This window comes from Desulfotomaculum sp. 1211_IL3151, from assembly GCF_036763075.1.
Taxonomy (GTDB): Bacteria; Bacillota; Desulfotomaculia; order Desulfotomaculales; family Desulfotomaculaceae; genus Desulfotomaculum.
The window spans coordinates 118,459-144,837 of record NZ_JBAIYV010000035.1 but is presented as its reverse complement, the minus strand read 5'-3'; the positions used below and the strand labels follow the sequence as shown (position 1 = coordinate 144,837).

Sequence of the window (26,379 nt, the reverse complement as noted above, 5' to 3'; positions counted from 1 at the left end):
TTGATTTAATATTCTAAATATATAAAATATCATAAAAAAGCTCAAAAAATGAATATTTGGCGTAAAATCAATAAGAGGTAAATGATTTGGAAACGGCTAAAGATTCCATCTTTAGTCGTTTCTACCCACAAATTTTGGAATAATATTTATATGTAAAATTTTTAAAATTCAGTCCAATATACTATTGAAGTGAATATAATTGAACGAGAATAAATAATCAAAATTTATTAAATTTGATGAAATTTCAAAAAGTTCTTTACGTTTTTGTAAAGGATGCTTTACAGTAACTAATTATTGAGGGGGTGATGTAGTTTTCTGAGAGTAAGTATAATAACTTTATATTGAAGGAAGGCTTGAAAAGGTTGAGAGAGTTTAAGAATTAAGGAGGGGCTTGGATGAATTATCAAAGTCGTGCTTGGACTGTCCTTATAGCTGGTATAGGAATGAACTTATGCTTTGGTATTCTCTATACTTGGAGTGTATTTTCTAAAGAAATAGTAGCAAGTTTAGGTTGGTCTGTTACTGAGGCAACAATGCCCTACACTGTGGCCATCGCCCTATTTGCCCTCCTAATGGTTCCTGCTGGTCGGATGCAGGATAAGCTAGGTGGCCGTATAACAGCTTCCATTGGCGGTTTATTATGTGGCGGTGGTTTGATTGTTACTAGTTTGTCACTAACACCTAATGGTGCAATGATGGGTTTTGGTGTACTAACAGGTATGGGTTTAGCCCTTGGCTATGGTGCGGCAACTCCTACTGTAATAAAATGGTTCCCACTGTATAAAAAAGGCTTAATCACAGGTCTTGTTGTGGCAGGTTTTGGTGGTGCTTCTCTTTATGCATCTCCGCTGGTAAACTATTTGCTAGGCATCTATGGACTTCAGCAATCATTTTTAATTTTAGGTGTTGCTTATTCAATCGTTATCGTTTTATGTGCTCAATTTTTTGCAATCCCTCCAAAGGAATGGAGTGAGCAACTAGCTAAAATGGGTGGCGGCGGTGCTAAGTCGAATGCGGCACCTGTAAAGGTATTACAATATGAAACAAAGGATATTTTTAAAACCGCGCAATTTTATATTCTTTGGTTGAGCTTTGCCTTCACTGCTGTTGCAGGTTTAATTGTTATCGGACACGCAGCTAAAATTATGGCTCTTCAAGGTGCTCAATGGGGCTTCATTTTGGTAGCCATTTTAGCCATAGCCAATGCTTTAGGCAGACCATCTTCTGGTTTCCTATTTGACAAACTGGGTCGTCCTGGAACCTGTGCTTTTTACTTCGGTCTTTCAGCTGTAACCATGTTTACCCTGAACTTTATTAATTCACCCTATGTACTTGCCTTTGCTTTGATTATTGTGGCCTTTTGCTATGGCTCCATTGCCGCTATTTTCCCTGCGTCCACGGCTGAGTTCTTTGGTACCAAGAACCTTGGCTTAAACTACGGTTTTGTCTTTACCGGTTGGGGCGTAGGCGGTGTTTTTGGTTCTATGATATCCAGTATGATTTTTGATGCCACTGGTTCCTATGCTACAGCCTTTATGATTGGTGGTGTCCTCTCCGCTGCGGCAGCAGTTATGTGCTACCTTGCTAAGCCTCCTAAGGCTCAATTAGAGTACCGTAACAGTGGCGTGTCAATGTAACGAAGGTTACTAGGCGTATTTGGTTTTAAATTTTTAGTTGAATACTTTTAATTAATTAAAGGAGACCGTTGATTAGTTATGGTCAACGGTCTCCAAAAGCAATAATGCAACATATCTTGGTTTACTGCAACGTAGATTTCCTGTAATATATTTTTAAATAGATTTATTTGCATAATGGGTTTGAACATTCTAAATTGAGCAACAAAGGCATGGCTATTACAAAGTACAGAAATAGTAAGAGACTACATATACCTTTCATCGAGTTAGAAATGTTGCTATATTGCAACTATTGTTAGCGTGGTTACAATAACGAATTGCTGATCGACCCATTATTACTAGGGTTGACAGATAGTGACAACTTTGGTATAAATATTGCACTTTCTATTTTCATTTTACTTCCCTAAGTGGTTGTGCTTAAAAGACCAAGTAAAGGTAGGTAAAATATTATGGTACAGACGGGTAGTATCCTAATGGGAACTGCACCAAACCATGAACTAAAAAAACATAGCAGGTGTTTTTCCGCTTGGAGCCGATGGACCGAGACGGGGGGTGTGGCTATGGGAACCTCTTGAGTCATCGGGGGGTTTTTTGTCGTTTATTAGACTTGGTTGCCCCAGGAATGGATCTCAAGTTGGGGGGATTTATTATGAAAGACAAACCTTCCTTCGTAATTATTGGCGCAGGTAAGGTAGGCAGCGCACTGGGTATTCTTTTAAAGGAACGAGGTTATGTTCCTCTGGGGGTTTTTAGTAAAACTGCTTCCTCTGCCGAAACTCTGGCTGAAAAAATTCAGACCAAAAGATATAGCCAAGCATCTGAAGCTGCAAAAATTGCGGATCTTGTCTTTATCACTACTACAGACAGGGAGATTGCTGCTACCGCCAGCATGCTTGCTTTAAAGGGAGGCTGTGGACCCGGACAGATTTTTATACACACCAGTGGTGCCTTAGGTAGTGACGTTATGCAGCCCTTACGTGATCATGGTGCTTTGGCAGTGTCTGTGCATCCATTACAGTCCTTTGCAGACGTAGACAGCGCAAAAAAGAATCTACCTGGATCTTGCTTTGCCCTAGAAGGAGACGGTGAGGCCCTAGATACCTGTAAACAATTGGTAGACGATCTACAAGGCCAATATTTCATTATTAAACCTGAAGATAAACCCCTTTACCATGCAGCAGCAGTGGTGGCTTCTAATTACCTAGTTTCCATAATTAATCTAAGTACTTCAATGTATCAAAATCTTGGATTAAACGAAGAACAGTCTTTAGCTGCTCTGCTGCCTTTAGTACAAGGTACCCTAAACAATATTTTAAGATCTGGTTCTGCGGCAGCTCTTACCGGGCCGGTAGCCAGGGGGGATGGAGCGACCGTAATAAAACACATGAAAGCACTCAAAAATATGGATTGGCGAGCCCAAGAGGCATACCGTCATCTGGGATTATATACGGTGGGAATGGCTATGGAAAGCGGTCGGATTTCGCCCAAGGAGGGTACAGCCCTTAACAATATCTTTATGGAGGTAGAGAATAATGAGCAAAAGGGTAACCACTGCCGACTTCCGGCGTATGAAGCAGGAGGGCAAACCACTAGCCATGTTAACCGCCTACGACTATTCAATGGCTAGTTTGGTTGATGCAGCCGGCATAGATGCCATTTTGGTGGGAGATTCCCTTGGCAACGTGGTTTTGGGTTATGACTCTACAGTACCTGTGACCATGGATGTGATGGTGCATCATACCAGAGCGGTCAGCAAAGGGGTTAAGAGAGCCATGGTCGTTGGCGATATGCCCTTTTTGTCTTACCACATTTCCAGGGAAGAAAGTATAAAAAATGCCGGACGCCTCATGCAGGAGGGTTTTGCCCAGGCTGTAAAGTTGGAGGGTGGCAGTGAGGTGGCAGATAATGTTAAGGCCATAACGGATGCCGGTATTCCTGTTATGGGGCATTTGGGCTTGACACCACAATCCGTACATCAATTGGGCGGCTTTAAGGTACAGGGGAAAGATGGTGAAGCAGCCAGAAAGTTATTAGAAGATGCCAAAAGACTTGAACAGGCTGGTGCTTTTGCCATTGTACTGGAGTGCATACCACATCAATTGGCCGGAGCCATTTCCGAAGCCATTTCAATACCTACCATTGGCATTGGGGCAGGTGCAGGCTGTGATGGACAGGTGTTGGTAATCAACGATTTACTAGGTATGTTCTCAGACTTTACCCCTAAGTTTGTCAAACAATATGCAAATCTAAAAGAACAAATTGTACAGGCATGTTCCAGCTATGTTGAAGAGGTTAAAGATCGATCTTTCCCTGGTCCTGAGCATGTTTTTAACATGAAAGAGGAGGAACTGAAAAAACTTTACTAAGTCTTTTTTAAGGTGGTGTCCCATGAGACTTTGCCAAAACATTGAGGAAGTTCGTTTCGTATTAAATACTGTTAGATCTCAAGGAAAAAGTATTGCATTGGTTCCAACTATGGGTTATTTGCACCAAGGACACCTGTCCCTTGTAAACCAGGCTAAACTTCGTTTTGATGTGGTAGTAATGAGTATCTTTGTTAATCCTACTCAATTTGGACCCAATGAAGATTATGAAGCCTACCCTAGGGACTTACAAAGAGATGCAGCATTGGCAGAAGAGGCAGGAGTTAGTGTAATCTTTGCTCCCGCGGTAAAGGAAATGTATCCACAATTTTTCAGCAGTTACGTAAATGTAACTGGGGTCAGTGAACCTTTATGTGGGGGGGCACGGCCAGGTCACTTCCAGGGTGTAGCCACAGTGGTAACTAAATTAATAAATATTATTCAGCCTAACGCAGTTTTTTTTGGACAAAAGGACTTTCAACAGGTATTAGTAATTAAACGTATGGTTGAAGACCTCAACATTAACTCAGAAATCATAGCTGTGCCAATCGTGAGAGAAGCTGATGGTTTAGCTATGAGTTCCCGTAATGTTTACCTTTCTCCGGAGGAAAGACAAGCAGGTTTAGTATTGTTTCGCAGTTTGAAGCTGGCCCAAGAATTAGTAGCCAATGGTGAGAAGGATATTCGTCAATTAAAACAGGCTGTCTTAAACAATATCCTAGAAGAACCTTTGGCAAATGTAGATTATGTAGAAATATTATCCCTTCCTAATCTTACAACAATCGAACATTTAACAGGAAAAGTCCTGTTGGCTTTGGCAGTCCGTTTTGGAAAAACGAGACTAATCGATAACGCTGTTTTGGAGGCGTGAGAGAATTGTTATTATTTATGTTTAAATCAAAGATTCACCGTGCAACTGTAACTGAGGCTAATCTAAATTATGTTGGCAGCATTACCATTGATAAAGATTTAATGGAAGCTGCAGGAATTTTACCCAATGAGAAGGTTCAAGTAGTTAATAATAATAATGGTGCTCGGCTTGAAACCTATGTTATCGAAGGGGAACCGGGTTCCGGCGTCATCTGCCTTAATGGTGCCGCAGCACGTTATGTCCAACCTGGCGATGTTGTCATCATTATCACTTATACGGCTATTGATGCACAGGAAGCCAAAACCTTTAAACCTAAGATTGTCATGGTGGACGAAAATAATCGTATCAATGAGGTTATCCATCATGAAACCCACGGTGAATCCAATTAAATGATGCCTATTTCGGAAAGGCGGGGAAAGCCTTGATTCTTGCAGTGGACATAGGCAATACCAATATCGTTTTCGGGGTTTTTAATGATAAGACCTTAATTGCTAATTGGCGACTTGCTACAGACCGAAACCGAACAGCCGATGAGTATGTTGTATTATTAAAGGAACTATTTAGTTTATCACACATTAAAATGAAAGATGTAGAAGGTATCATTATTTCTTCCGTGGTTCCGCCTCTAAATCCCATATTAGAATATGTATCAAAAAAATATTTCAATATATCGCCAATTCAGGTGGGACCAGGCATCAAAAATGGCCTCCATATTAAGATGGACAACCCCCGAGAGGTTGGTGCAGACCGAATTGTTAATGCAGTTGCGGCTTACACCCTCTACGGTGGACCCTTAATCATTGTTGATTTTGGAACTGCCACAACCTTCTGCTGTGTAACAGCAAAGGGCGAGTACTTAGGAGGGGCCATAGCCCCAGGAATTACTATATCTGCCGAGGCCTTATATACTAAAGCAGCCAAACTACCTAGGGTAGAATTAGTCAAACCATTAGGAATTATTGGCAAAAACACCATTACCGCCATGCAATCCGGTATTATTTATGGCTTTGCCGGTCAAGTGGAATTTTTGGTAAGACGCATGAAACAGGAAATAGGTGCCGACGCTAAAGTAATTGCCACTGGTGGTTTAGCTGATATTATGGCCCAAGAAACTTCCGTCATAGATAAAGTAAATCAGTTCCTTACTTTACAGGGTCTAAAATTTATTTATGATCGCAATCAGACCCAGTGACACAGGGGTAGTATCCTACAATTCATCTAAAAAAGAAGTGTCGCTTACTACGTAAAGTAGTTTTGCGACACTTCTTTTTAAGCTATTTAGCATTATTTTCAGCAAATTTAGCAAGTTCTCTTTCCTTTTCACAATAAGTCCATTCTTGGGGTGATATTAAATTACTATTGTCTTCAATTTGCAATTCGGTTGCCATTTCCATATCTTTTCCTGGTGGTATATAGTTAATAAAATTTCCCATGACATTACACCTGCCTGTCCGAGGGCCAATAATTAGTGTTGATCACGGTATTCGTCTTTTATTTCATCTCTGAAAGACCGAATACTTTCTTCGCGTCGATGGTTCTTATCAATAATTGCTTGTCTCTGTTCTTCACTAAGGGATTCGTTTTGTAGAGTTTCATGAGCTTCTTCTAGGTTTTGTATTGTATCTTGAACCATTTCTTGAAGTTTCTCAACATTATCACTTCTATCATCAGGTTTAGCCAAAGTTTATACCTCCTTATTAGTATTTCAAGATTATTATTTGCAAATAACAAATAAATATTCCAAGAACCAAAATGATCATAACAGGGCCTATTTTTAGTAATAAAAATTCTTGTTTATATATATTGACGGCTAGTGTCACTTTTGGTATACTTACAATTGCGTTAAGGGAAGCAAAAAACATGGGGGTATAGCTCAATTGGTAGAGTAGCGGTCTCCAAAACCGTTGGTTCTGGGTTCAAGTCCTAGTGCCCCCGCCAGTAAAAAACCCAGTAAGCACAAAGCTTACTGGGTTTTTTTAGTACCATCAGAAAGGCTCGCGCTATAATGGCGTGAGCCTTAGCTTTTTTTCTATCACGGGTATATTTGAATTCTGCCACCATATATATTTTATAGAACCGAAAAAAGTTGCATAATAAGACAGGGATTTTATAATCTGCTTCAGAATATAATAAAACGCATTGCATTTAGTGGTAAAATTCAGGAGGTGAAAATAACATGCGCATAGGGGTTTTATGCGGTGGACGCTCAGCAGAAAGGGAGGTTTCCCTAAGGAGTGGTGAAGCAGTATTTCAAGCTCTAAAAACTGCAGGCTACGATGATGTAGTTAAAATAGATGTTGGTTATGATTTGGTAGAACAACTTAAAGATCAAAGGGTTGAATTAGCCTTTTTGGCCTTGCATGGTAAATACGGAGAAGACGGTACCATTCAGGGTTTACTGGAGATGTTAGATATTCCCTATACCGGTAGTGGCGTGCTTGCCAGTGCCTTGGCCATAAGTAAAATTGCCACTAAGAAAATTTTTAAAATGGAAGGTATACCCACCCCTGCCTTTACTGTCATAACCAAGAGAGAGGTAGAGACCCAGGGCTTGCAGACAATTTCGGCAAGGGTAATAAATGAGGTAGGTATTCCCGCAGTGGTTAAGGCGAATACCCAGGGTTCTACCATTGGAATTACCTTTGTCCATGAGCGGGAAAAAATGGCGGAGGCATTAACATCTGCATTGACCTATGATCACGATGTTTTGATTGAACAATTCATTTCAGGCACTGAAATTACGGCATCTGTACTAGGTAATGATGATCCGGTTGCTTTACCCCTGATTGAAATAACCTCGGTAACCGGGGTATATGATTATGAATCAAAATATACACCCGGTATGAGTGACCACATTATTCCGCCACGGATCGATTTGGCTATTCAGGAACAGATTAAGAAGTTTGCTGTTAAAGGCTTCCTAGCCCTTGGCTGTAAAGGAATAGGCCGTGTGGATTTTATTGTTCATAACAACCAACCCTACGCCCTTGAAATTAACACCCTGCCTGGCATGACAGCAACCAGCCTATTTCCAGATGCCGCTAAATACGCAGGGATAGGTTTCCCAGAATTGATTGACCGTCTGGTAAAGCTAGCCATTGAACAATAATAAAGATGCGTGCCGCAAAACGACAGAGGGCTGGCAGACCAGTCCTCTGTTTATTTCCATTAGGATAGAAACAGCAAGGGAACGGCTAAGATCGTCCCCTTGTGCAACTATTTTTGACAATAATACCCAAGTTGTGGTAAAGTAAATAACCTATAAGTTTTAAGTTATATTTTGGTTGTGATATTTATTACTTTGGCTAAAAAAGGCAGGATTTTTACCACCCCTTAAAGAAATACCTTACTAATTTGTCATTTTGGGATACTTTATAGGGGGGTGCTATCTATGGAGAAAAAAGAAAATGAGCTGCGTTGTATTCTGTGTGGGAAAATCATTGTTATTGAAAAGAGCTTAGACCCTTGGGATGAAGAGGATGATTTTATTCCAAAACCAAAAAAATCCGTGTCCTTTTGCCAGATGTGTGAAGCAAAGTTAAGAAAAGAGTCTGATGATCAGATGAAAGGGACTAAGCCTATGTAATATTAAATATTGACGCTGGAGGTGTTGTCGTGAAAGGAAAGTCTCGGTTATCCCTTGGTCTTTTAATCTTAGCTGCAACCATATTGATTTCCATAGTGGGCTGGGGAGCTGGACTGTACATTGATTGGATCTGGTTTAAGACCCAAAATTATCAAACGGTTTTTGTCACCAGACTTGTTACGGATATAGGTCTGAGAACCTTAGTAGGGCTATTTATGTTCCTGCTGCTATTGATTAACCTGATGTTAACCCGTAAATCCGTACTAAAGGCAATTGAGTCTGCAAATGCCTTCCGGCCATTTCAACAACAGGATGATGATAATGTCATCACTATTAATCAATTACCCTTTGCGAATTGGCGTGAGCAAATTACACCAGGTCGGCTAACCATAGCCTTTACAGCTATCAGTGCAGTTCTAGGTTTTCTTTATAGTTCATCTGTGGCCGGAGATTGGACAACCGTCCTTAAATATTTTAATCAGTACGCCTTCGGAACGACAGATCCTATTTATAATAAAGATTTAGGATTTTATTTCTTTAGTTTGCCTTTTTTGCATATTATTTTTCGAATATTGGCCTCTGCCATCTTCCTAAACATTGTTTTGGTGGCAGGAGTATACCTGGTAACAGATTCAGCCCGTGGTGGGCTGGCCAAGATATTTCGGTTCCCCTCAGCAAGGTATCATTTATCTGCCTTAGCCGCTTTATTTTTCCTCTTAAAGTCCTGGGGCTATCGACTAGACCAATATGACCTTCTTTTTTCTTCCAATGGGGTGATCCATGGGGCAGGCTACACAGATATTCATGCTACTTTACTTGCCTATAAGGTATTAATGTTCCTTAGCCTAATCACAGCCGTAATCATTATAGCTAACATCTTCTTCAATCGTTTCCGTATGACGGTTTATGCTATAGCTGGTTTGATTGTGACATCGATCGTCCTGGGTGCTGTCTACCCAGTGGCTATTCAGAAATTTATTGTCTTACCCAATGAATTTAACCGTGAGGCTCCCTACATTGCAAATAATATTAAGTTTTCCCAACAAGCCTATAATCTTGATAAAATAGAGCAAAAGGACTTTCCAGCGGGTAGAACACTGCAGGCTAAAGACATTCAAGAAAACCAAAATACCATTGACAATGTTCGTCTTTGGGATTGGGCGCCCTTGCAGCAAACCTATAGTCAGCTACAAGAAATGCGTTTGTATTATGAATTTAAGAATATCGATATAGACCGTTATCAAATTAATGGGGAATATCGTCAAGTTATGCTGGCAGCTCGGGAAATGAATCAGGGCCAGTTATCTGCCCAGGCCCAAACCTGGATTAACCAAAGATTAGTATACACCCATGGTTATGGAATTGCCATGAGTCCGGTTAATGAAGTCTCAGGGGAAGGCTTGCCACAATTCTTTCTAAAAGATATTCCGCCTGTGTCATCGACAGATATTAAAGTTACCAGACCGGAAATCTACTATGGTGAATCCAATGATGGCTATGTCATCGTTAATACAAAAACCGATGAATTTGACTATCCTAAAGGGGATGGTAATGCCTACAGTAAATACGAGGGCAGCGGAGGAGTTAAGGTTAATTCCATATTCCGTAAACTCCTGTTAGCCATCACCTTTGCAGATTATAAGTTACTCTTAACAAGTGACATCAGCAATGATAGTCAGGTTTTGTTATATCGGAACATTAAAGAGAGAGTACCTAAGATTGCACCTTTCTTAAGCTATGACAGTGACCCTTATCCAGTTATTAATAACCAGGGTGAGATTTATTGGATGTGGGATGCTTATACCGTAAGCAAGATGTACCCCTATTCGGAACCATTTGATGAACAAGGCAACAACTATATTCGAAACTCTGTAAAAATTACGATAAATGCTTACGACGGTACGGTTAGCTTTTATATAGCGGATGTTGAAGACCCAATTATTAAGGCCTATGCTAGTATTTTCCCTGGCATGTTTAAACAACTTGCCGAAATGCCTGATGATTTAAAGGAGCACATTCGTTATCCGGAGGATCTGTTCTATATTCAATCTCAGATGTATACTTTGTACCACATGACAGATCCACAGGTCTTTTATAATAGGGAAGATAAATGGACTTTACCAACCGAGAAGGTTGGAGATGAAGAGAAACCCATGGAACCCTATTACGTCATTACTGTATTACCTGGGGAAAAAGAACCTGAATTTGTGCAGATAATGCCCTTTACCCCACAAAATAAAAAGAATATGATCTCATGGTTGGCTGCCCGCTCCGATGGAGAGCACTATGGTAAAATGTTGGTCTATGAGTTCCCCAAACAGGAGCTGGTATACGGCCCCATGCAAATTGAGGCAAGAATTGACCAGGATACAACCATTTCCCAACAATTATCCCTTTGGGATCAACGTGGTTCGAACGTTATCCGAGGCAATTTGGTAGTAATCCCTATCAAGGATTCTCTAGTCTATGTGGAACCCTTGTATTTACAATCTGAACAAAGTAAAATGCCAGAACTTAGAAGGGTCATTGTGGCCGCCGGAGACAGGATTGTCATGGAACCGACCTTGGAAATAGCTATTCAAAGGATTTACGGAGATGATGCAATAAAAGGGGCAAAGCCACCCCAGCAAGGAATGGATCCAGAGGCACAGCAGCCGACTGAGCAACAACCCACTGGCGGAAAAACCGTAAAAGAATTAGCTTCCGAAGCTAATCGTGTTTATGAAGATGCCCAAGCTAAGCTTAAGGCAGGCGATTGGGCTGGTTATGGCCAATCTATAAATCAGCTTAAGAATATCCTATCTCAATTACAGGAACAATCAGCTACCCAATAGCACAGTAAAGGAGTGCCGCAAACTACTTAGGAGTAGCAAGCGACACTCCTTTTTTCCGTCACCTGTGCAAAGGTGATCCTTTGGAAGGATAAACCCTTCAACTATCAGGTGTTATCTTTATTCCCCCCTGATACAGCTATACTTTTACAATTACTTTGTACAATCTGTATCAAACTATGGTAGAATAAGTTAAAAAGTTTGGGGTGAGATATTTTGGTTAAGAGAGTTGCTGTCTTGACAGGTGGGGGCGATGCTCCTGGTTTAAACGCTGTCATTAGAGCCATTGCGAAAACGGCGGTGCGAGAGTATGGGATTGAAGTTATTGGTTTCCGTGACGGCTTTAAAGGAGTAATGGAAAAACACCTGGTAAAGCTTACCGAGGCAGAAGTATCCGGTATATTGCCCCGGGGAGGCACGATCCTAGGTACAACCAACCGTGACAATCCCTTTTCTTATCAAGTGGCAGCAGGTAAATATGAGGATCGTTCGAATGAATGCATTGAAATTATTAACAAACATGCGGATGCCTTAATCATCATCGGAGGAGACGGTTCTCTGTCCATTGGCTATGAACTTGCCCAAAGGGGTTTAAAGGTTGTTGGTTGCCCCAAAACCATTGACAACGACCTGGCCGTGGGTCAGGCCAAAACCTTTGGTTTTGACACAGCCTATGCCTTTGCTACAGAAGCCTTAGACAGACTGCACTCCACAGCAGAATCTCACCATCGAATCATTGTTCTGGAAGTCATGGGACGATATGCGGGACATATTGCACTCCATTCTGGTATAGCCGGAGGTGCCGATATCATTCTCATTCCTGAAATACCTTTTAACTATGAAGAAATAACGAAAAAGATTAACGATCGATTAAGCCAAAATAAACGTTTTAGTCTTGTAGTGGTTGCAGAAGGTGCCAAAGCCCAGGATGGGGAAATGATCATCAATAGTTATGAATCAAACAGACCTGAGCCTATTCGCTTAGGCGGCATTGGGGAAGTGGTGGCTAAGGAATTGGAAAGAGTTACTGGCATTGAATGTCGTGTTACCGTATTAGGCCATTTGCAGCGGGGAGGGAGCCCTACCCCCCATGACCGAATTCTTGCCACCAGATACGGTGTAGCAGCAATGGATTTAATTGCCCAAGGGAAATTTGGCTATGTGGTGGCGATGGATGGTGAAAACATTAAACCAGTGTCTTTGGCAGAAGTTGCAAAGGGAATTAGAAATGTAGACATTCATGGGGATTTAGTAACCTGTGCCCGTAAAATAGGGATCTGCTTTGGTGACTAATTAAAGAATGGGGCGATCGTGTGATAAAAAATTATATTGAGCTGGCTGTAGAAGAAATGCTGGATGATTTACTCTCTAAATATGCAGAAAAAAAACCCGGCACGTGTACCTGTGACAGATGTCGTTCGGATATTATGGCCATTGCCCTTAATAGCTTACCCACTCGCTATGTAGTAACCGATAAAGGTAGTATTTTTACCAAGGTGGCCATGGAGCAAATAGGCGGCAGGGCCCAGGTGATCGCTGCGATACTTAACGCAATCAAATTGGTACAAGAAAGCCCCAGACATTAGGATTTTAAGACAATGATATAAAAACACTGTTTTTGTTAATACTGTTACTACTAAAGTAAAGTATAGGAGTGTTTTTGTGAGAATCGGTATTTTTACAGATAGCTATACACCTTATGTCAGTGGCGTGGTACGTTCCATAGAGCTTTTTACCTCTGAATTAAAACAGTTAGGTCATGAGGTTATTATTTTTGCCCCCAATTATCCAGGCATTGCAAAGGAAGAAAATGTATATCGTTTTCCCTCGATACCTTCTTTGACGAATCAAGAATTTTATCTAGCCATTCCCCTTACCCGTGGCTTGCAATCCTATATTAAGGAAAAGCCCCTTGATATCGTTCACGTACATTCACCCTTCATCCTGGGGCGGTTAGGGGCAAAAATTGCGAAGAGTTTTGGTCTTCCCTTGGTATTTACCTACCATACCCTATATGATCAGTACAGCCACTATGCCCCCATTGGCAAGAATGTCAGTAAAGAATTAATCCGTAAATTATGTGTGGAGTTTTGTAATCGTTGTCAGTTAGTCATTACCCCCACAGAAATAATATCCAGCCATATTAAAAAGATGGGTGTAAAAACGAAGGTTAATTGGCTGCCAACAGGCATAAACCTAGCTGAATTTATTGATCAAGATAAGGGTTGGTTAAAAAGATCCTATGGCATCAATCCCAACGAATTTGTTTTGCTTTTTGTGGGAAGAACAGGCAAGGAAAAGAACATTCCTTTTCTTCTGAATAGTTTCTCTCAGGTAAATTCCCACTATCCCAATACAACATTAATAATTGTGGGAGAAGGTCCTGAAATGGACAACTTAAAAAAGCTAACCAAGGATCTGGCGCTGGAGAAGAAGGTAATTTTCACCGGAATAATTAGACGTGAGAATCTAATAAAAGCCTACTGTGGTGCCGACTTGTTTGTTTTCGCTTCCCAAACGGAAACCCAGGGTTTAGTCATTGCTGAAGCAAAGGCCGCAGGATTACCAACAATAGCAATCGATGCCTTTGGGGTTTCGAATATGATTCAAAATGGGGCAGATGGTTTTCTGGTTCCACCAGATATCCAGTTGTTTAGTGAAAAGATTATTAACTTAATGAGTGACACGGAATTAAGGATAAAAATGGGACAAAGGGCTCTGGCCTCTGTTCAAACACTTTCTTCCCAAAATTGTGCCAGAAAACTAGAACAATACTATGGTGAATTAATTCAAGCCAATGATTTAAGAGTCAGTATGCTATAGTCATCCGCCAAAAAGCAATTAAGAACCCTATTGGGGTTCCTGATTGCTTTTTAAGTTAGTATCTTGTTTTAATTCTGTAAGAATATTAATAATCTCATCGATTTGATCATTATACAATTCAAAACTGATAATTTTTCTCTCTGCCTGATCCATATTATCCTTCGTTACAATTTTTAACATGACCGTTTCTAAGGAAGGGTAATTCTCTGTGGGTGGTTTAATAACTCTTTGGGCCACAAACTGATCAAGTACATTACCAATGGTGGTTCGATAAAAGGGATAGGCCCTTTGGAGTTTATCATTAACAATGTGTTTTTTGACCAAGGCTATTTTTTTCTGGGTGATGCTAAAAACAGTTTTTCCATCCTTTTGGGCCTGCATGAGCAAATTTTGTTCCTGATTGTCTAATAGCTTTAATGTAAGATCGATTACCTCATCGGTCACAGACTGGACTCTTTCCACGGAATATTGGGCAAAGGCCTGCTGAACTTCCTGTGCAGGGGAAAAGGTAATCGCGCAATCCTGATAGCTAAGAGATATGTTGGCCAAACCTTTATTCATTAACTCCCCAATTCTTTCAGTAATATTAACAAATAAATCCGTATTTTTATTAACGGTTTCCTGTTCCAGGTTTATTACATTTAATTGCTCATTCATTTAAAAATCCCTCCTGCATGTTTCTAATAATATTATTCCCTGTAAACCAAGATAAATTAGAGTTGTCACAAATATATAAAGGATTTAAAATAAATACATAGAAGTATACGAAATATAGCCAAAAGAGGGGGATTTAAAATGAAATCACCAATTTTTAGAGAACTCGTTGATTGGGATTATAATTTTAAGAATGAATTTAACAATCGTGAAAAAAAATGCACCTTTGTTATAGATGCTTGGGGGGGGGCACCCATACTCTCCTTATATAAATATACTCGATTTGGTATAAATTGTAGTTCCTTAGAAAAGCAGCCTCCTTTGGCAATGTTAGAGACCGCTATCAAGGAACAAGAAAAATCCGCAGATAAAATGTATAAAATTAATCAGGAAATTAGGGAATGGATTGAAGAAAACAATCTTATCGTTGATTAGGTTAATGGATTAGAGGGTAAAAGGAGGTGGATAAGCATTGATTAGAGCACTTTGTGGCTTATTTTCTGTTTTCTCCGTCAGTCCTGTAATCGAACTTCTGATCTTTTCTGCCGTGGTAGTTACTGTTTTTATAATTCAACTCGTTTAATTGGTTAACCGGCTAAGGCCGGTTTTTTATTTGCATAAGGGCAAACTAAGGCCGACGCCATCCCCTAAAGAGCACCTAAGACCCTCGTGCCCTTTAGGGATGGCGTCAGCCAAGTTTTTCTAACAATTTCAATCAGCAATAAAACCTCCTAGCGGAATATATATTTAAGAAAGAACTTATTTCCAAGACTGGAGGTAGATAATTTGGATCAGGAACAGCTCGATCTTAAACAAGATACAAAGGCACTAAATTGGCATGGCCGAAAAAAAATACGATTAATAATCGCGGGTGTTCTTTCTTTTCTCTTATTGTCATTTTCGTTCTGGATCTACTATGAATATAATCGTGTTTCAAATCTATATAGCATGGACACCTTTGACTATCAAACTAGCAAAAGAGGAGTTATATACTCTGCGGATGGAGTGGTCCTGACATACCTTTTTGACCAGAATAAGGAACATGTAACTTTGGACAAAATATCCAAGCCAATGCAGCGTACGATCATGGCAATAGAAGATCACCGTTTCTATCGTCACCATGGTGTTGACATAATTGGCACAGTCCGAGCGCTATTGACAAATATTTTTTCCGGTGAAGCCAGCCAGGGTGGAAGTACCATCACACAACAATTAGCTAGAAATTTATTCTTATCCCCGGAAAAAACCTTATCCAGAAAATTTACCGAACTTCTCCTGGCGATTAAGTTGGAAAGCAAGTTCAGTAAAGAAGAAATATTAGAAATGTATTTAAATGAAATTTACTTTGGTAACGGTTGTTATGGCATAGAAACTGCTGCTAATAAATATTTCAACAAGCAGGCAAGTGAAATTAGTTTCGCTGAAGCCACCGTGCTGGCCGGCATTCCCAAGGCCCCAAGTCAATTGGAACCAATCTATCACCATCGAGAGAACAGGGATCGACAAATCATTATCATCAATAGGCTGTTAGACTTAGGATATATCAACAAGTATGAAGCACAACAACTGGTCAATGAAAAAATTGACATTAAAAATACGAAACTAAAACCTAACAGGGAATATTATAAATTCCCTTATTTCACATCCGAGGTAATACAACAACTAATTGTCATGTATGGAAAAGACAGAGTATATAACGGTGGATTAAGGGTAGCGACAACGCTTGATACCAAAGCTGCGGAAATTGCAGAAGTAATCGCTAAAAACAAGGTAGCCCAATTCAAAACCTCAGGCATAGCCGCCCAAAACATGTCCTTTGTGTCAGTAAATAACAGGGATGGTGCTGTAATTTCTTTAGTTGGCGGTGTTGACTTTACAACTGACCAGAATAATTTGGCCGTTCTCCCCAGACAACCGGGATCTGCTATCAAACCTTTACATTATGCTGGTGCCTTGGATCAGGGTATTATTAATGAAAACAAAATTTTTCATGCAGGGCCCAGAAGTTTTGGCAACTATTTTGTATCATCCAATACGAAAGCCAATGTTTCAGTGTGTGTGGCATTGAAACACTCGATGAATGTTCCCGCCGTTGAAGTTGTTAGTTCCTTTGGTATTAAGGCTGTGTTAGAAAACCTAAAGAATTTTGGGATTACAACCCTCAGTGAAAAGGACAGCAATCTGGCCATCGCCCTTGGGGGGATGTATTATGGGATCAAACCCATTGAGTTAGCCGCAGCCTATGCTGCATTTGCTAATTCAGGAATTTATAACAAACCCTATCTGATTAAAACGGTCGAAGACAAGAATGGTCATGTATTATACCAGCATAAAGCTGAAAATAGACAAATTATTAAACCCCGCACAGCCCAGATCATTACCCAAATACTTGTGGAAGTTGTAAGGGGGGGGACCGGCACAAGGGCCAATATATCTGGCAATGAAGCTGGCAAAACAGGAACCACCGATGATAGCCGATGTTTATGGTTTGTGGGACTGAATAAAGATATTTCCACAGCCATCTGGATTGGCAACAATGACAACAGGCCAGTGTATGGTTATCATGGTGGTGATTTAGCAGCACCGATCTGGCGAGAATACATAACCACGCTAATGGAAAATAACATCATTAATAAGCCTGCACCTATTTATTCTACTTATATACCACTAAAGCAAGAATATATAACACCTAAACCAATTGAAGAAAATCCAAAACCCGAGGCAGAAGTGCCCAGGGAAAACCCCAATCCGGAACATAATAACCATCCGTTACCGAATAACCAAGACACCAACAATACCACAGCCACACCCGAACAAGATAATAATTCTATGCCGAGTTATCTTCCCTCTACGGATAGTAACAATGAACAAAGAAACCAAGACGCTACAGTCAATCAGTAGCCGGGTACTTGGTACGTTCTGCCTTTTAATGGTATAATGGATTTGAATTAATGTAGAAATCACCTTGAAAGGATGAACAAGTTGAAGGAAAAATTGATGAATGATCTTAAAATAGCGATGAAGGCAAAGGATAAATTAAAGGTTGATACCATTCGAATGGCTAATGCGGCAATCAAAAACGCAGAAATAAACATCAAAAAAGAGCTTGTAGATGAACAGGTACTAGACATCCTGGCAAGGGAAATAAAAATGCGCCGGGATTCATTGGAGGAGTATAGAAAGGCAAATCGCCCAGAGGCTGTGGAAAAAATAGAACAGGAGATCAATATTTTGTTGGCCTATATGCCAGCTCAACTTTCCGAACAGGATTTAAGAATCTTGATTCAGGAAACCATTCAACAAACCGGAGCACAAAGTCCGAAGGACATGGGCAAACTAATGGGAGCTTTAATGCCCAAGGTTAAAGGAAAAGCAGACGGGAAACTGGTCAACAGCATCGTTAAGGAGTTATTGGCTTAGGAATATTCTTGTCAGCCTGGGCGACAGCAAAGGAGCTTAGGGCTAGTCCCTCAGTTATTCGCTCCTTCGCTAACGCCCAGGCTGACACAAACACTTTTATTGGTGATCTCGGGAATCCGGAGAACCGTCCCCGTGATTCCCGACGGATTTCTGTTTTCTCTTCGCTTAAACTAAAGGGATAAAATCGCCATTTTCTCTTTTTATCTTACCTGCTTGTTCGAGTCTTTTCACCACATCGGACAAGGTACCCATTTGTCTTATATTGGCAGATTGCATGATTGCACTTTTCCTGGCCCCAGGTCCCAATTCCTTTATTGCTGCAAGCACTACTTTTTCCTTGGAGGCAAGAAAATCCTCCATAAAGGTATAGGCCTTTGGTGTAAGTTTCATTTGATCATTAAAATAACCCAGTTTTTTTAGACCAAGGGCATCACAATCTTCAGGCATATGATCCATCATTAAATCTACATACAATTTTTCTTTTTCATCCACTAATAACACCCCCAAATATACTACTAGGACCCTAGACATAAAATCTCTCAACATAAGGAGTTCGCTAAAAATTTGCAAGTTTCCTTTAAATAAGCATAATTATTTGAATAAAAGGTGTAATAAAAAAGGTGAAGAATTAATTTATTAAGAAGTTTTGGAGGTGGTTTGATGAATTGTACTTGTAATGGCACGATGAATGGAACAAAGGAAACATATCATGCCAAATGGGGGGAGTACCTCGTAGATATTAAGGGTGTAAGGGCTTACAAATGTGATTCCTGCGGTAAGATACTTTATGAACCGGAAGAGGTAAATCTTTTACTAAATCTTACGGTTTTATTATCGGGTCTCTCTGAAGATAAAAGGCCTAAGGTTATAGACTTTGAAAAGTACAAGTATTCCCACCTAATTGATGAATAAATAAATTTTTATATTTGAACTGTTAGCCGGGTAAAACCCGGCTAAATTATTTATCGAAAAGGATTTCCACGATAAATAAAGAATAATCAGTATACACTCACTACCTACTTAACCAAATACTCACCAGCACACCTTTCAACAAACATAGCCTATCAATAACAACATGAAACCTGACCATATGAAAGGACTGTTTTTATCATCGAAAAACAGGAGGAGGGGTTTTTGTTGGCCATTCAATACTCCCTACATGATCAAGTGTTAGATTTTATCCAATTATTAAAGGGGGCGGCTCCTAAGGAAATGGGCAAAATATTTACCCAGGGGGGATGCTACCGTTTTCATTTAATCATTAAGACGGTTTTTCCAGGGGCCAAGCCTTACAAAGTAGCCTATTGCCGAAACCCCAATAATCTTACCAAAACAGATTTTCTGCCCAAACACATTATTAGCAACATCGGTGACCGCTATTACGATATTAACGGTGAATTTAAGCTTGAGAAACAGAAAAGTTATAATATTTTGGCAGCAATGACAGAGGCAGATATTAAACTAGCAGAGAAATTTAGCTTTGTTATTAAATAACCCTTTGTGATACCACTGCGGCAGCAACGGCAGCCCCTACACTTGAACCATCATTTATGTGTTTTACCACAATAGCATCACTTTTTTCCGGATAAACCTCATGAAAGGCCTGTAAAATAGTAGCCAAAAAGAACGGCATCTTTTCAAACATCGATCCATCGATACCAATAACGTGACGTGACTTTAACCCGGGGTCAATTCGCAGCAAAATGCCAATAAATGTGGCAGCAATCAAGCGGGCTGCGCGACGAACAACCATGAGGCTGATCTGACGTAAGGAGTTTAATTCTTTAAAGGAAAGCTCCTGAACGGCCCATTTAGTCTTAACCCAATTTGCCACAGAGGATAAGTCTGTGCTTTCATCCTTTATGATAAGGGCTACTTCCGGTGCTGAAATTGAATGGGCAACCTCAATCGCTGCAGCTCGACCCCTAAAAAGGAGTTTTTCTTCCACCAAGCTTCCGATAATTAAACGGATTAATTCACCCACATACCTGCCTGACACAGCTTTTTCCAGTAATTGGTGATCTGGCTTTTCACTGGCTTCATTGAGGAGTCTATCAAAGACTGTTATGGGAAATTTATTAAAATTACCAGACTCGATATTTATCAGCATCGGTCCTTCTAAATAACAAGTATTATGACCAGTGCCGCAAATGGAGCCAATATGGGCATCCGAATCCAAATAGGCAGCAGTTAAAAGGGTGGCTGTGGTATCGTTTAAGATCACCACTGGTTTAATATGCTGCAGGGAAATCCTGTCCAGGGCAGCCTCTAATAAGGCGGTTACCTCCTTGCCTTCAACGCCCCCTGTCTTAAATTCCTTTGTCCAGTTTAATAAAATTGCCCTGGCGGAGTTTATTTGCTGGGTGGGAAAGGAAAAGGTATGCCCCAGCAGGTTGGTACCTGTACGACAGTCCTTCGTTAAATGACCAATCTGCAGCACGATAAAATCAAATAATTCTTCAGCAGTTGTATTTTCGGATGTATAGTCATAGTTACCGGCCGAGTCCCGCAGGGTAACCGAACAGGTCCTTTTTATTTTATAGCAACCATCTCCCCCTAGGCCTATCAACCCTATCCGAACATTTGTCCCACCAAAATCAATTGTTAAAAAATCACCCAATTCTTTGCCGGTGGGGGGTGTTATAAAAGTAGGCAACATTTTTAAAGACCCCTGGCCCCATCGACCAGCCAGCATTTCCTCCGAAAAGGTTTTGGCAATTTCACAAACTGTTTCCCCAGGCACATCAAAGGCCCTTTCCAATTCCTCTAACCGTTCCCTCAAAACACGCATCACATTCACCCTCCTTTAGGGTTCAGGATTGCACATTGCACCTTTATGATATTATAAGTCTTTTCGCTTTAAACTAATATTTTATGTTATAATTTCAGGGTGATTTTTCATTTAGAAAAAAGGAGAACGCTATGAGTGTATTAACAGTAGAAAACGTGACCCATGGTTTTGGTGGGAGGGCAATATTAGAGGATGCATCCTTTCGCCTGCTTAAGGGAGAGCACGTCGGTTTAGTGGGGGCAAACGGCGAGGGAAAATCTACTTTTCTTGCTATCATAACGGGTGAATTAACCCCTGACCAAGGAAAGGTTGAATGGTCCAACCGTGTTACGGTGGGTTACCTGGATCAACATACGATTTTAACCAGGGGCAAAACGATTCGTGAGGTTTTAAGGGAAGCATTTCAAGGCATGTATGATCTGGAAGCCGAAATGCTTCAATTATACGATAAAATGAGTGAGGCCTCTGAGGCTGAAATAAATAAAATGATGGAAGATGTAGGAGATATTCAGAACATCTTAGAACACAATGGCTTTTATACCATTGATGCCAAGATTGAGGAAATCAGCAACGGTTTAGGCCTAGCTGATATCGGTTTGGACAAGGATGTCACCGACCTTAGCGGGGGTCAGAGAACCAAGGTCCTGCTAACCAAATTGCTTCTACAAAACCCTACTATATTAATATTAGATGAGCCCACAAACTTTTTAGATTTTGAACATATTGAATGGCTCAAAAGGTATTTAACCAACTACGAAAATGCCTTCATTTTGGTGTCCCATGATGTGCCCTTTATGAATGACGTGGTTAATGTTATTTATCACGTAGAAAACAGCATTCTGACCCGATATGCGGGCAATTATAATCAATTTTTACAGGGTTACGAGCTAAAAAAGCAACAGGAACTTAAGGCCTACGAAAAACAACAAAAAGAAGTAGAAAGACTGGAAGACTTTATTGCCCGCAATAAGGCCCGCATATCGACCACTGGCAGAGCGAAAAGCCGGCAAAAGCAACTGGATAAAATGGAAATCCTAGAAAAACCAAAGGAAAAAATGAAACCAACCTTTAAATTTAACCCGGCCAGAACTCCCGGCAGAATTATTTTTGAGGCCACGGACCTTGTATTAGGCTATCATGAGCCCCTCACCCAGCCCTTGAATCTTATCTTGGAAAGAAACCAGAAAGTAGCCATTCGGGGAGTCAACGGCCTGGGTAAATCTACCTTGTTAAAAACCTTAATGGGTGAAGTAAAGCCCTTTGGGGGAGAAGTAAAGCTGGGGGAAAGTATCTTTGCCGGTTATTTTGAACAGGAAAGCAGCAAGGATAATAGTAATACGGCCATGGAAGAAATCTGGGATGAATACCCAGGGCTGAGTAACTACGAGGTTCGTCAGTCCCTTGCCAAATGCGGTCTGACCAATGAACACATCACCAGTCAAATGATGGTTTTAAGTGGCGGTGAGAACGCCAAGGTTAGATTATGTAAACTGATGCTCAAGGAGGTTAACTGGCTTTTATTAGACGAACCTACCAACCACCTGGATGTTGACGCCAAAGCAGAATTAAAAAAGGCCCTTCAGGAATTTAAAGGAACCATTATTCTAGTATCCCACGAGCCTGACTTTTATGAGGATTGGGTAACCGACATATGGAATTTAGAGGATTGGACAACTAAAATCGTTTAATTTTTTATGCAAAACACAACCGGGTAAGCGGCGGTGGGTCAGGAAAACATTTAATGCGAAAGTCGGCATGGCACATTCGGTTATGCCGACTTTTGCCATTGCGTGGTTATCTTGGGCTTGTGATGTAGCAACCCATTTACTGTAAATTAACTCTTTTCTCTGTCTAAAGTGCCGTTCCTTTTGTCGGTATAAACAACCGGGACATATCAGCCCCCTCTAATTCAAGCAATTTTACTTTTGTATGAACACCCCCAGCGTAGCCTGTCAAGCTGCCGTTTGAGCCTACAACCCGGTGACAAGGGATAATAATAGAGATGGGATTATGCCCAACCGCACCGCCTACTGCTTGACTTGACATACTTTCCTTTTTCATCTTTGCCGCCATTTTTTTTGCAATGTCGCCATAAGTAATAACTTTGCCATAGGGTATTTCACATAAAATATGCCATATTCCTTGACGAAACTCGCTGCCAACAGGAGCTAACGGCAATTCTGAAATGTTGGGTTGTTCACCCGCAAAGTACCTGTCCAGCCATTTTTTAGCGGTGTCTAATATCGGCAGGTCGTTATTCTCGATCATATCTTCCAGTATCGTATTCCCGTGATACTTTTGTCCTTCAATCCATAGGCCAACAAGATTACTTCCGTCACATGCAAGTGTTATTACTCCTACGGGTGACGGATAGGTTGCCCGATAATACATTTTATACCTCCTTATAGTGTGTTCCAAAGGTTGACGGTGGCATAACTGCGCCACGGTCGCCAGGCTTCTGCTATTTTCAACAATTCTTTTGCTGTGTAGGGCTGTAAGGCTTTTTTTACACCCGCGTCTGTTTCAAGGAAAGCGTCAGGCCATTCCATCGCACGCATGGCAATATATTGCGCTGTCCAGCTTCCAATACCACGAATAGCCATCAGCTTTTTCATTTCTTCCTCCGGTTGGGCGCAAAGGTCAAAATCAATTTCCCCTTGCACGAATGCCCGCGCCAGTTCGTAAATCGTATTTGACCGCGCAGCAGTGACACCTAACACGCCAAAGTGATTTTCAATGGATCCGTCCAAAGCGAATACCGCTTCGGGTAAAGGAAAGATATGGGACAAGCCCTTCATCCCAGTTTGTATAGGCGTGCCGTAAGTTTCAACAATCCTTGCCGCTAATGTGGTTGCTGCTTTCACGGTGATTTGCTGTCCAAGCACCGCCCGTACTGCCATCTCAAAAGGGTTGAAGCACCCTGGTACGCGGGTTCCCAAAACACAAAGGCCGGGTCGAATGTCGTTCATTACCCGGAGTGTTTCATACACCGCCTCAGGGTCACAATATAAGTCAAACAGGTGTCGTATCCGCGCTAATACTTGCGGGAGTACAGGCAGTAACGTTTCACTCACGGTAACACTCAATGCATTTTTTTTAGGCACATGGCCTACCCTTACCCAGCCGTATACATGTTTTCCCGCTGGGTTTTCCCAATGTACGGTACGCATGTATTCACCGTTTTTTACAACCTCAATTCCTGCTATGGCGCGTCCGGCAAGGAAGTTCAACATTTCTTCCCAAGGATAGGGCGGGCGGTAGCCCAATGCTAACGTAATGTTATCATTAGGTTTTTTTTCTTCTGAGGTGTGTTTCCGTAAAGCTGTGGGTGAAAGTTTGTACTGTTTTTTGAAAAGGTCATTGAAGCGGCGCAAACTGCCAAAACCAGCCGCCATTGCAACCTCCAGAACCGACAAATCTGTGTCTGTAAGCAGATTTTTAGCAAGGAGCAATCTGCATGTTTGCAAATATTGGACCGGCGACACATGATACTCTGCGGTAAAAACGCGCCGCAAATGTCGGTCCGTACAACCAAGCCGCCCGGCTATTTCCTCTAAATTCTGTCCGCTTCCGCAATTTTTTTCTAACATTCTTGCTGCCCGGTAAACTAAATTAGCGGTAGCGTCCGTGATTGAAGTACCGGGGGCAAGCTCAGGCCTACATAAAAGGCATGGGCGGTACCCGGCTTGTTCAGCTTCCGCTGCGGTCCGATAAAAAGTGCAGTTTTCGGCTTTCGGTTGTCTTGCCCGGCACACCGGGCGGCAGTATATGCCCGTGGAAGATATTCCTACAAAAAAACGTCCATCAAAGCGAGCGTCTTTCGCCTTAAAGGCTGCGTATAGACCGCTATCGTTATCGATCATTCTTTTTCGCCCCCTTTTTTGAAGCAATTAAATTATAGCACGTTTCACGCAAATAACTCGCTATTTTCGGACATGCTTCTTGATATAAGCAATTAAGGGATACCCTTCGCAGTATCCCTTTTTCGTTCGATATTCAGTTTTAGTAGCGTTCCCGCTTGCCCGTTGCCATAAAAACATTGATTATGTCATCATGGCATATGTAACTGTGTTTTTTCTAACCATAATTTTGTGTAAAATGTCAATACTATGTATATACTGCTTAATATGGAGGGTTGCCATTGTTTTTCGTTTGTCATAATATTTCTGGTGAATTGGTTGATCGTGCTGGTCTTATTCAATCCCATAGCAATTTTAAGGAACCCATTGCCTTTGAAGACCCTGATGAGGCTGTAAGATTTATTGACTTTGTATTAAATGGGGCCTATGACCACCAAGAAAAAGAGAAAGAATTTGAAGGCAAGGTCTATACCTGTTACTCTGTTCAACAGCAGGAACAAACTAAAAAAAGCTGTGGCTGTAGTTGTAGTAGGTAAAAATAATATAATAAGGAAGGGACAGTTTATGGAAACAGAAAATGATGTTGTAAAATTTGCTTCAGATATTAGGGAATTTCTCCAAACTGCTTCACAGAATGGCAAGATTTCCTCTGAGAAAATTGAAAACATAATTGATATGTTGGAAAATGCTAAGCAATCCGCCTTAGCCCAGGGTAAAGGAGTCGACCCGATCCAGGAGCTTATTCAAGAGTTAAAAGAATACTAAAATGGGAACGACCGAGGGGTCGTTCCCATTATTTATAGTCACAACGTTAGAAGAAACAATTAAATTTGTTTAAGCTGTTCCGCTGGAGTTCTTTTTAGCCAAAATAGTAGACAAATAGGTTGGTTTTAGTTCCGGGCTTCTTAAATCAAAAAGGATTGATTCATCCTTGTGGCCGCACTTACTTACCATTACGGCCTGATCCAATAAATCGTGATCAGACATTTCATTGATTAGCTTAGAGGTATTTCGGGAAACCTTCATGAGCACTACATTATCGGCCAAGGCTAAGGCTTGGCTTAGCTTTTCAGCCTGGCAGGTGGCGGGGATGATGGTGAGTATCTCATTCCCTTCTGCTAAGGGAAAGCCAACCCGACTGGCCGAAGCGGCAAAGGAAGTAATACCGGGAATTGTTTGTATTGCCACCTGATGTTTTGCCAATAACCGATAAATATAGATGTATGTACTATAAAGCATGGGATCGCCCAGGGTCAAAAAGGCTACCCCTTTGCCAGCCTGCAAAAGATCCAGAATGGTTAACATGTTGTTTTCCCAGGCCTCGTTTAATTCCAGCCCATCATCCACCATGGGGAAGGTTAATTCCAGGATCTCGGTATCCTCTTTAATGTGGGGACGTGCAATACGAAGGGCTGTGCTAGCAGCCCGTGCATTGGGGCGAGGGGCAATAACCACCGCCACCTCTTTTAAGATATGTACGGCCTTTAGTGTAATCAATTCCGGGTCACCGGGACCTACGCCAATGCCATAGAATATACCTTTCATG

28 protein-coding genes and 1 tRNA gene are annotated in these 26,379 nt (G+C 41.1%); 21 read left to right on the top strand and 8 right to left on the bottom strand.

Annotated features, from left to right (window positions below; all coding sequences use genetic code 11):
- The first annotated feature begins 395 nt into the window (after positions 1-395).
- From V6C11_RS08885 to V6C11_RS08860, 6 genes are all read left to right on the top strand, one after another.
- Positions 396-1,637 (top strand): L-lactate MFS transporter, encoded by a 1,242-nt coding sequence (locus tag V6C11_RS08885; protein ID WP_333530786.1) that lies wholly within the window; start codon positions 396-398, stop codon positions 1,635-1,637.
- A gap of 646 nt (positions 1,638-2,283) precedes the next feature.
- A complete protein-coding gene (locus V6C11_RS08880) occupies positions 2,284-3,261 on the top strand; it encodes a Rossmann-like and DUF2520 domain-containing protein (protein WP_333530785.1) in 978 nt (325 codons plus the stop codon).
- Positions 3,167-4,000: a 3-methyl-2-oxobutanoate hydroxymethyltransferase gene (gene panB, locus V6C11_RS08875; protein ID WP_333530784.1), complete on the top strand. Its 834-nt coding sequence runs from the start codon at positions 3,167-3,169 to the stop codon at positions 3,998-4,000. Before V6C11_RS08880 ends, panB begins: the two co-directional genes overlap by 95 nt.
- Before the next feature lie 22 nt (positions 4,001-4,022).
- Positions 4,023-4,868, top strand: coding sequence for a pantoate--beta-alanine ligase (gene panC / locus V6C11_RS08870; protein WP_333530783.1), 846 nt, complete (start codon positions 4,023-4,025; stop codon positions 4,866-4,868).
- 5 nt (positions 4,869-4,873) lie between these two features.
- Positions 4,874-5,257 (top strand): aspartate 1-decarboxylase, encoded by a 384-nt coding sequence (panD, locus tag V6C11_RS08865; RefSeq protein WP_333530782.1) that lies wholly within the window; start codon positions 4,874-4,876, stop codon positions 5,255-5,257.
- A 32-nt stretch (positions 5,258-5,289) separates the two neighbouring features.
- On the top strand, positions 5,290-6,060 hold the full coding sequence (locus V6C11_RS08860; RefSeq protein ID WP_333530781.1) for a type III pantothenate kinase: 771 nt from the start codon (positions 5,290-5,292) through the stop codon (positions 6,058-6,060).
- Positions 6,061-6,142: 82 nt separating this feature from the next.
- Here V6C11_RS08860 and V6C11_RS08855 read toward each other — a convergent pair whose 3' ends face one another.
- Entirely contained in the window at positions 6,143-6,301 is a 159-nt protein-coding gene (locus V6C11_RS08855) for a hypothetical protein (RefSeq protein WP_333530780.1), read from the bottom strand.
- Between the two features lie 32 nt (positions 6,302-6,333).
- Positions 6,334-6,549: a small acid-soluble spore protein Tlp gene (tlp, locus tag V6C11_RS08850; protein WP_333530779.1), complete on the bottom strand. Its 216-nt coding sequence runs from the start codon at positions 6,547-6,549 to the stop codon at positions 6,334-6,336.
- A 181-nt stretch (positions 6,550-6,730) separates the two neighbouring features.
- Here tlp and V6C11_RS08845 point away from each other — a divergent pair.
- From V6C11_RS08845 to V6C11_RS08815, 7 genes are all read left to right on the top strand, one after another.
- A tRNA-Trp gene (locus tag V6C11_RS08845) sits at positions 6,731-6,806 on the top strand.
- A gap of 238 nt (positions 6,807-7,044) precedes the next feature.
- Positions 7,045-7,977 carry a D-alanine--D-alanine ligase gene (locus tag V6C11_RS08840; RefSeq protein WP_333530778.1) on the top strand — a complete coding sequence of 311 codons (933 nt, stop codon included), beginning with the start codon at positions 7,045-7,047 and terminating at the stop codon, positions 7,975-7,977.
- A 282-nt stretch (positions 7,978-8,259) separates the two neighbouring features.
- Positions 8,260-8,454 (top strand): hypothetical protein, encoded by a 195-nt coding sequence (locus V6C11_RS08835; RefSeq protein WP_333530777.1) that lies wholly within the window; start codon positions 8,260-8,262, stop codon positions 8,452-8,454.
- Between the two features lie 29 nt (positions 8,455-8,483).
- Positions 8,484-11,288, top strand: coding sequence for a UPF0182 family membrane protein (locus tag V6C11_RS08830; protein WP_333530776.1), 2,805 nt, complete (start codon positions 8,484-8,486; stop codon positions 11,286-11,288).
- A gap of 213 nt (positions 11,289-11,501) precedes the next feature.
- Positions 11,502-12,578 (top strand): 6-phosphofructokinase, encoded by a 1,077-nt coding sequence (locus V6C11_RS08825; RefSeq protein ID WP_333530775.1) that lies wholly within the window; start codon positions 11,502-11,504, stop codon positions 12,576-12,578.
- 20 nt (positions 12,579-12,598) lie between these two features.
- On the top strand, positions 12,599-12,871 hold the full coding sequence (locus V6C11_RS08820) for a late competence development ComFB family protein (RefSeq protein ID WP_333530774.1): 273 nt from the start codon (positions 12,599-12,601) through the stop codon (positions 12,869-12,871).
- 76 nt (positions 12,872-12,947) lie between these two features.
- Positions 12,948-14,108 carry a glycosyltransferase family 4 protein gene (locus V6C11_RS08815; RefSeq protein WP_333530773.1) on the top strand — a complete coding sequence of 387 codons (1,161 nt, stop codon included), beginning with the start codon at positions 12,948-12,950 and terminating at the stop codon, positions 14,106-14,108.
- Positions 14,109-14,135: 27 nt separating this feature from the next.
- Here the strand turns inward: V6C11_RS08815 and V6C11_RS08810 are convergent, their stop codons facing one another.
- Positions 14,136-14,765: a hypothetical protein gene (locus tag V6C11_RS08810; RefSeq protein ID WP_333530772.1), complete on the bottom strand. Its 630-nt coding sequence runs from the start codon at positions 14,763-14,765 to the stop codon at positions 14,136-14,138.
- 138 nt (positions 14,766-14,903) lie between these two features.
- Here V6C11_RS08810 and V6C11_RS08805 point away from each other — a divergent pair, with 138 nt between their 5' ends.
- The 3 genes from V6C11_RS08805 to V6C11_RS08795 all read left to right on the top strand — a co-directional run bounded on the left by V6C11_RS08805 (position 14,904) and on the right by V6C11_RS08795 (position 18,182).
- On the top strand, positions 14,904-15,197 hold the full coding sequence (locus V6C11_RS08805) for a DVU0772 family protein (protein WP_333530771.1): 294 nt from the start codon (positions 14,904-14,906) through the stop codon (positions 15,195-15,197).
- Between the two features lie 351 nt (positions 15,198-15,548).
- The gene (locus V6C11_RS08800) at positions 15,549-17,663 is read left to right on the top strand and encodes a transglycosylase domain-containing protein (protein WP_333530770.1); all 2,115 of its coding nucleotides are present in this window, start codon (positions 15,549-15,551) and stop codon (positions 17,661-17,663) included.
- Between the two features lie 96 nt (positions 17,664-17,759).
- Complete coding sequence (locus tag V6C11_RS08795; RefSeq protein ID WP_333530769.1) at positions 17,760-18,182, top strand: GatB/YqeY domain-containing protein; 423 nt, start codon at positions 17,760-17,762, stop codon at positions 18,180-18,182.
- 165 nt (positions 18,183-18,347) lie between these two features.
- On the opposite strand, the gene V6C11_RS08790 is transcribed toward V6C11_RS08795, so the two are convergent.
- On the bottom strand, positions 18,348-18,674 hold the full coding sequence (locus tag V6C11_RS08790) for a hypothetical protein (protein ID WP_333530768.1): 327 nt from the start codon (positions 18,672-18,674) through the stop codon (positions 18,348-18,350).
- Positions 18,675-18,842: 168 nt separating this feature from the next.
- On the opposite strand from V6C11_RS08790, the gene V6C11_RS08785 reads away from it, so the two are divergent.
- Both V6C11_RS08785 and V6C11_RS08780 read left to right on the top strand, forming a co-directional pair.
- Entirely contained in the window at positions 18,843-19,094 is a 252-nt protein-coding gene (locus tag V6C11_RS08785) for a YgiT-type zinc finger protein (protein WP_333530767.1), read from the top strand.
- 225 nt (positions 19,095-19,319) lie between these two features.
- On the top strand, positions 19,320-19,676 hold the full coding sequence (locus V6C11_RS08780) for a hypothetical protein (protein WP_333530766.1): 357 nt from the start codon (positions 19,320-19,322) through the stop codon (positions 19,674-19,676).
- Here V6C11_RS08780 and V6C11_RS08775 read toward each other — a convergent pair.
- Complete coding sequence (locus V6C11_RS08775; protein ID WP_333530920.1) at positions 19,669-20,973, bottom strand: hexokinase; 1,305 nt, start codon at positions 20,971-20,973, stop codon at positions 19,669-19,671. The genes V6C11_RS08780 and V6C11_RS08775 overlap by 8 nt on opposite strands.
- 131 nt (positions 20,974-21,104) lie before the next feature.
- On the opposite strand from V6C11_RS08775, the gene V6C11_RS08770 reads away from it, so the two are divergent.
- Positions 21,105-22,661 carry an ABC-F family ATP-binding cassette domain-containing protein gene (locus tag V6C11_RS08770; RefSeq protein ID WP_333530765.1) on the top strand — a complete coding sequence of 519 codons (1,557 nt, stop codon included), beginning with the start codon at positions 21,105-21,107 and terminating at the stop codon, positions 22,659-22,661.
- 163 nt (positions 22,662-22,824) lie between these two features.
- Here V6C11_RS08770 and V6C11_RS08765 read toward each other — a convergent pair whose 3' ends face one another.
- A complete protein-coding gene (locus tag V6C11_RS08765) occupies positions 22,825-23,364 on the bottom strand; it encodes a methylated-DNA--[protein]-cysteine S-methyltransferase (protein WP_333530764.1) in 540 nt (179 codons plus the stop codon).
- 11 nt (positions 23,365-23,375) lie between these two features.
- Positions 23,376-24,836, bottom strand: coding sequence for an AlkA N-terminal domain-containing protein (locus V6C11_RS08760; protein WP_333530763.1), 1,461 nt, complete (start codon positions 24,834-24,836; stop codon positions 23,376-23,378).
- 278 nt (positions 24,837-25,114) lie between these two features.
- On the opposite strand from V6C11_RS08760, the gene V6C11_RS08755 reads away from it, so the two are divergent.
- Positions 25,115-25,369 (top strand): hypothetical protein, encoded by a 255-nt coding sequence (locus tag V6C11_RS08755; protein ID WP_333530762.1) that lies wholly within the window; start codon positions 25,115-25,117, stop codon positions 25,367-25,369.
- A 28-nt stretch (positions 25,370-25,397) separates the two neighbouring features.
- Entirely contained in the window at positions 25,398-25,598 is a 201-nt protein-coding gene (locus V6C11_RS08750; protein WP_333530761.1) for a hypothetical protein, read from the top strand.
- 69 nt (positions 25,599-25,667) lie between these two features.
- Here V6C11_RS08750 and cobI read toward each other — a convergent pair whose 3' ends face one another.
- A complete protein-coding gene (cobI, locus tag V6C11_RS08745; protein ID WP_333530760.1) occupies positions 25,668-26,378 on the bottom strand; it encodes a precorrin-2 C(20)-methyltransferase in 711 nt (236 codons plus the stop codon).
- Between the last annotated feature and the right edge of the window lies 1 nt (position 26,379).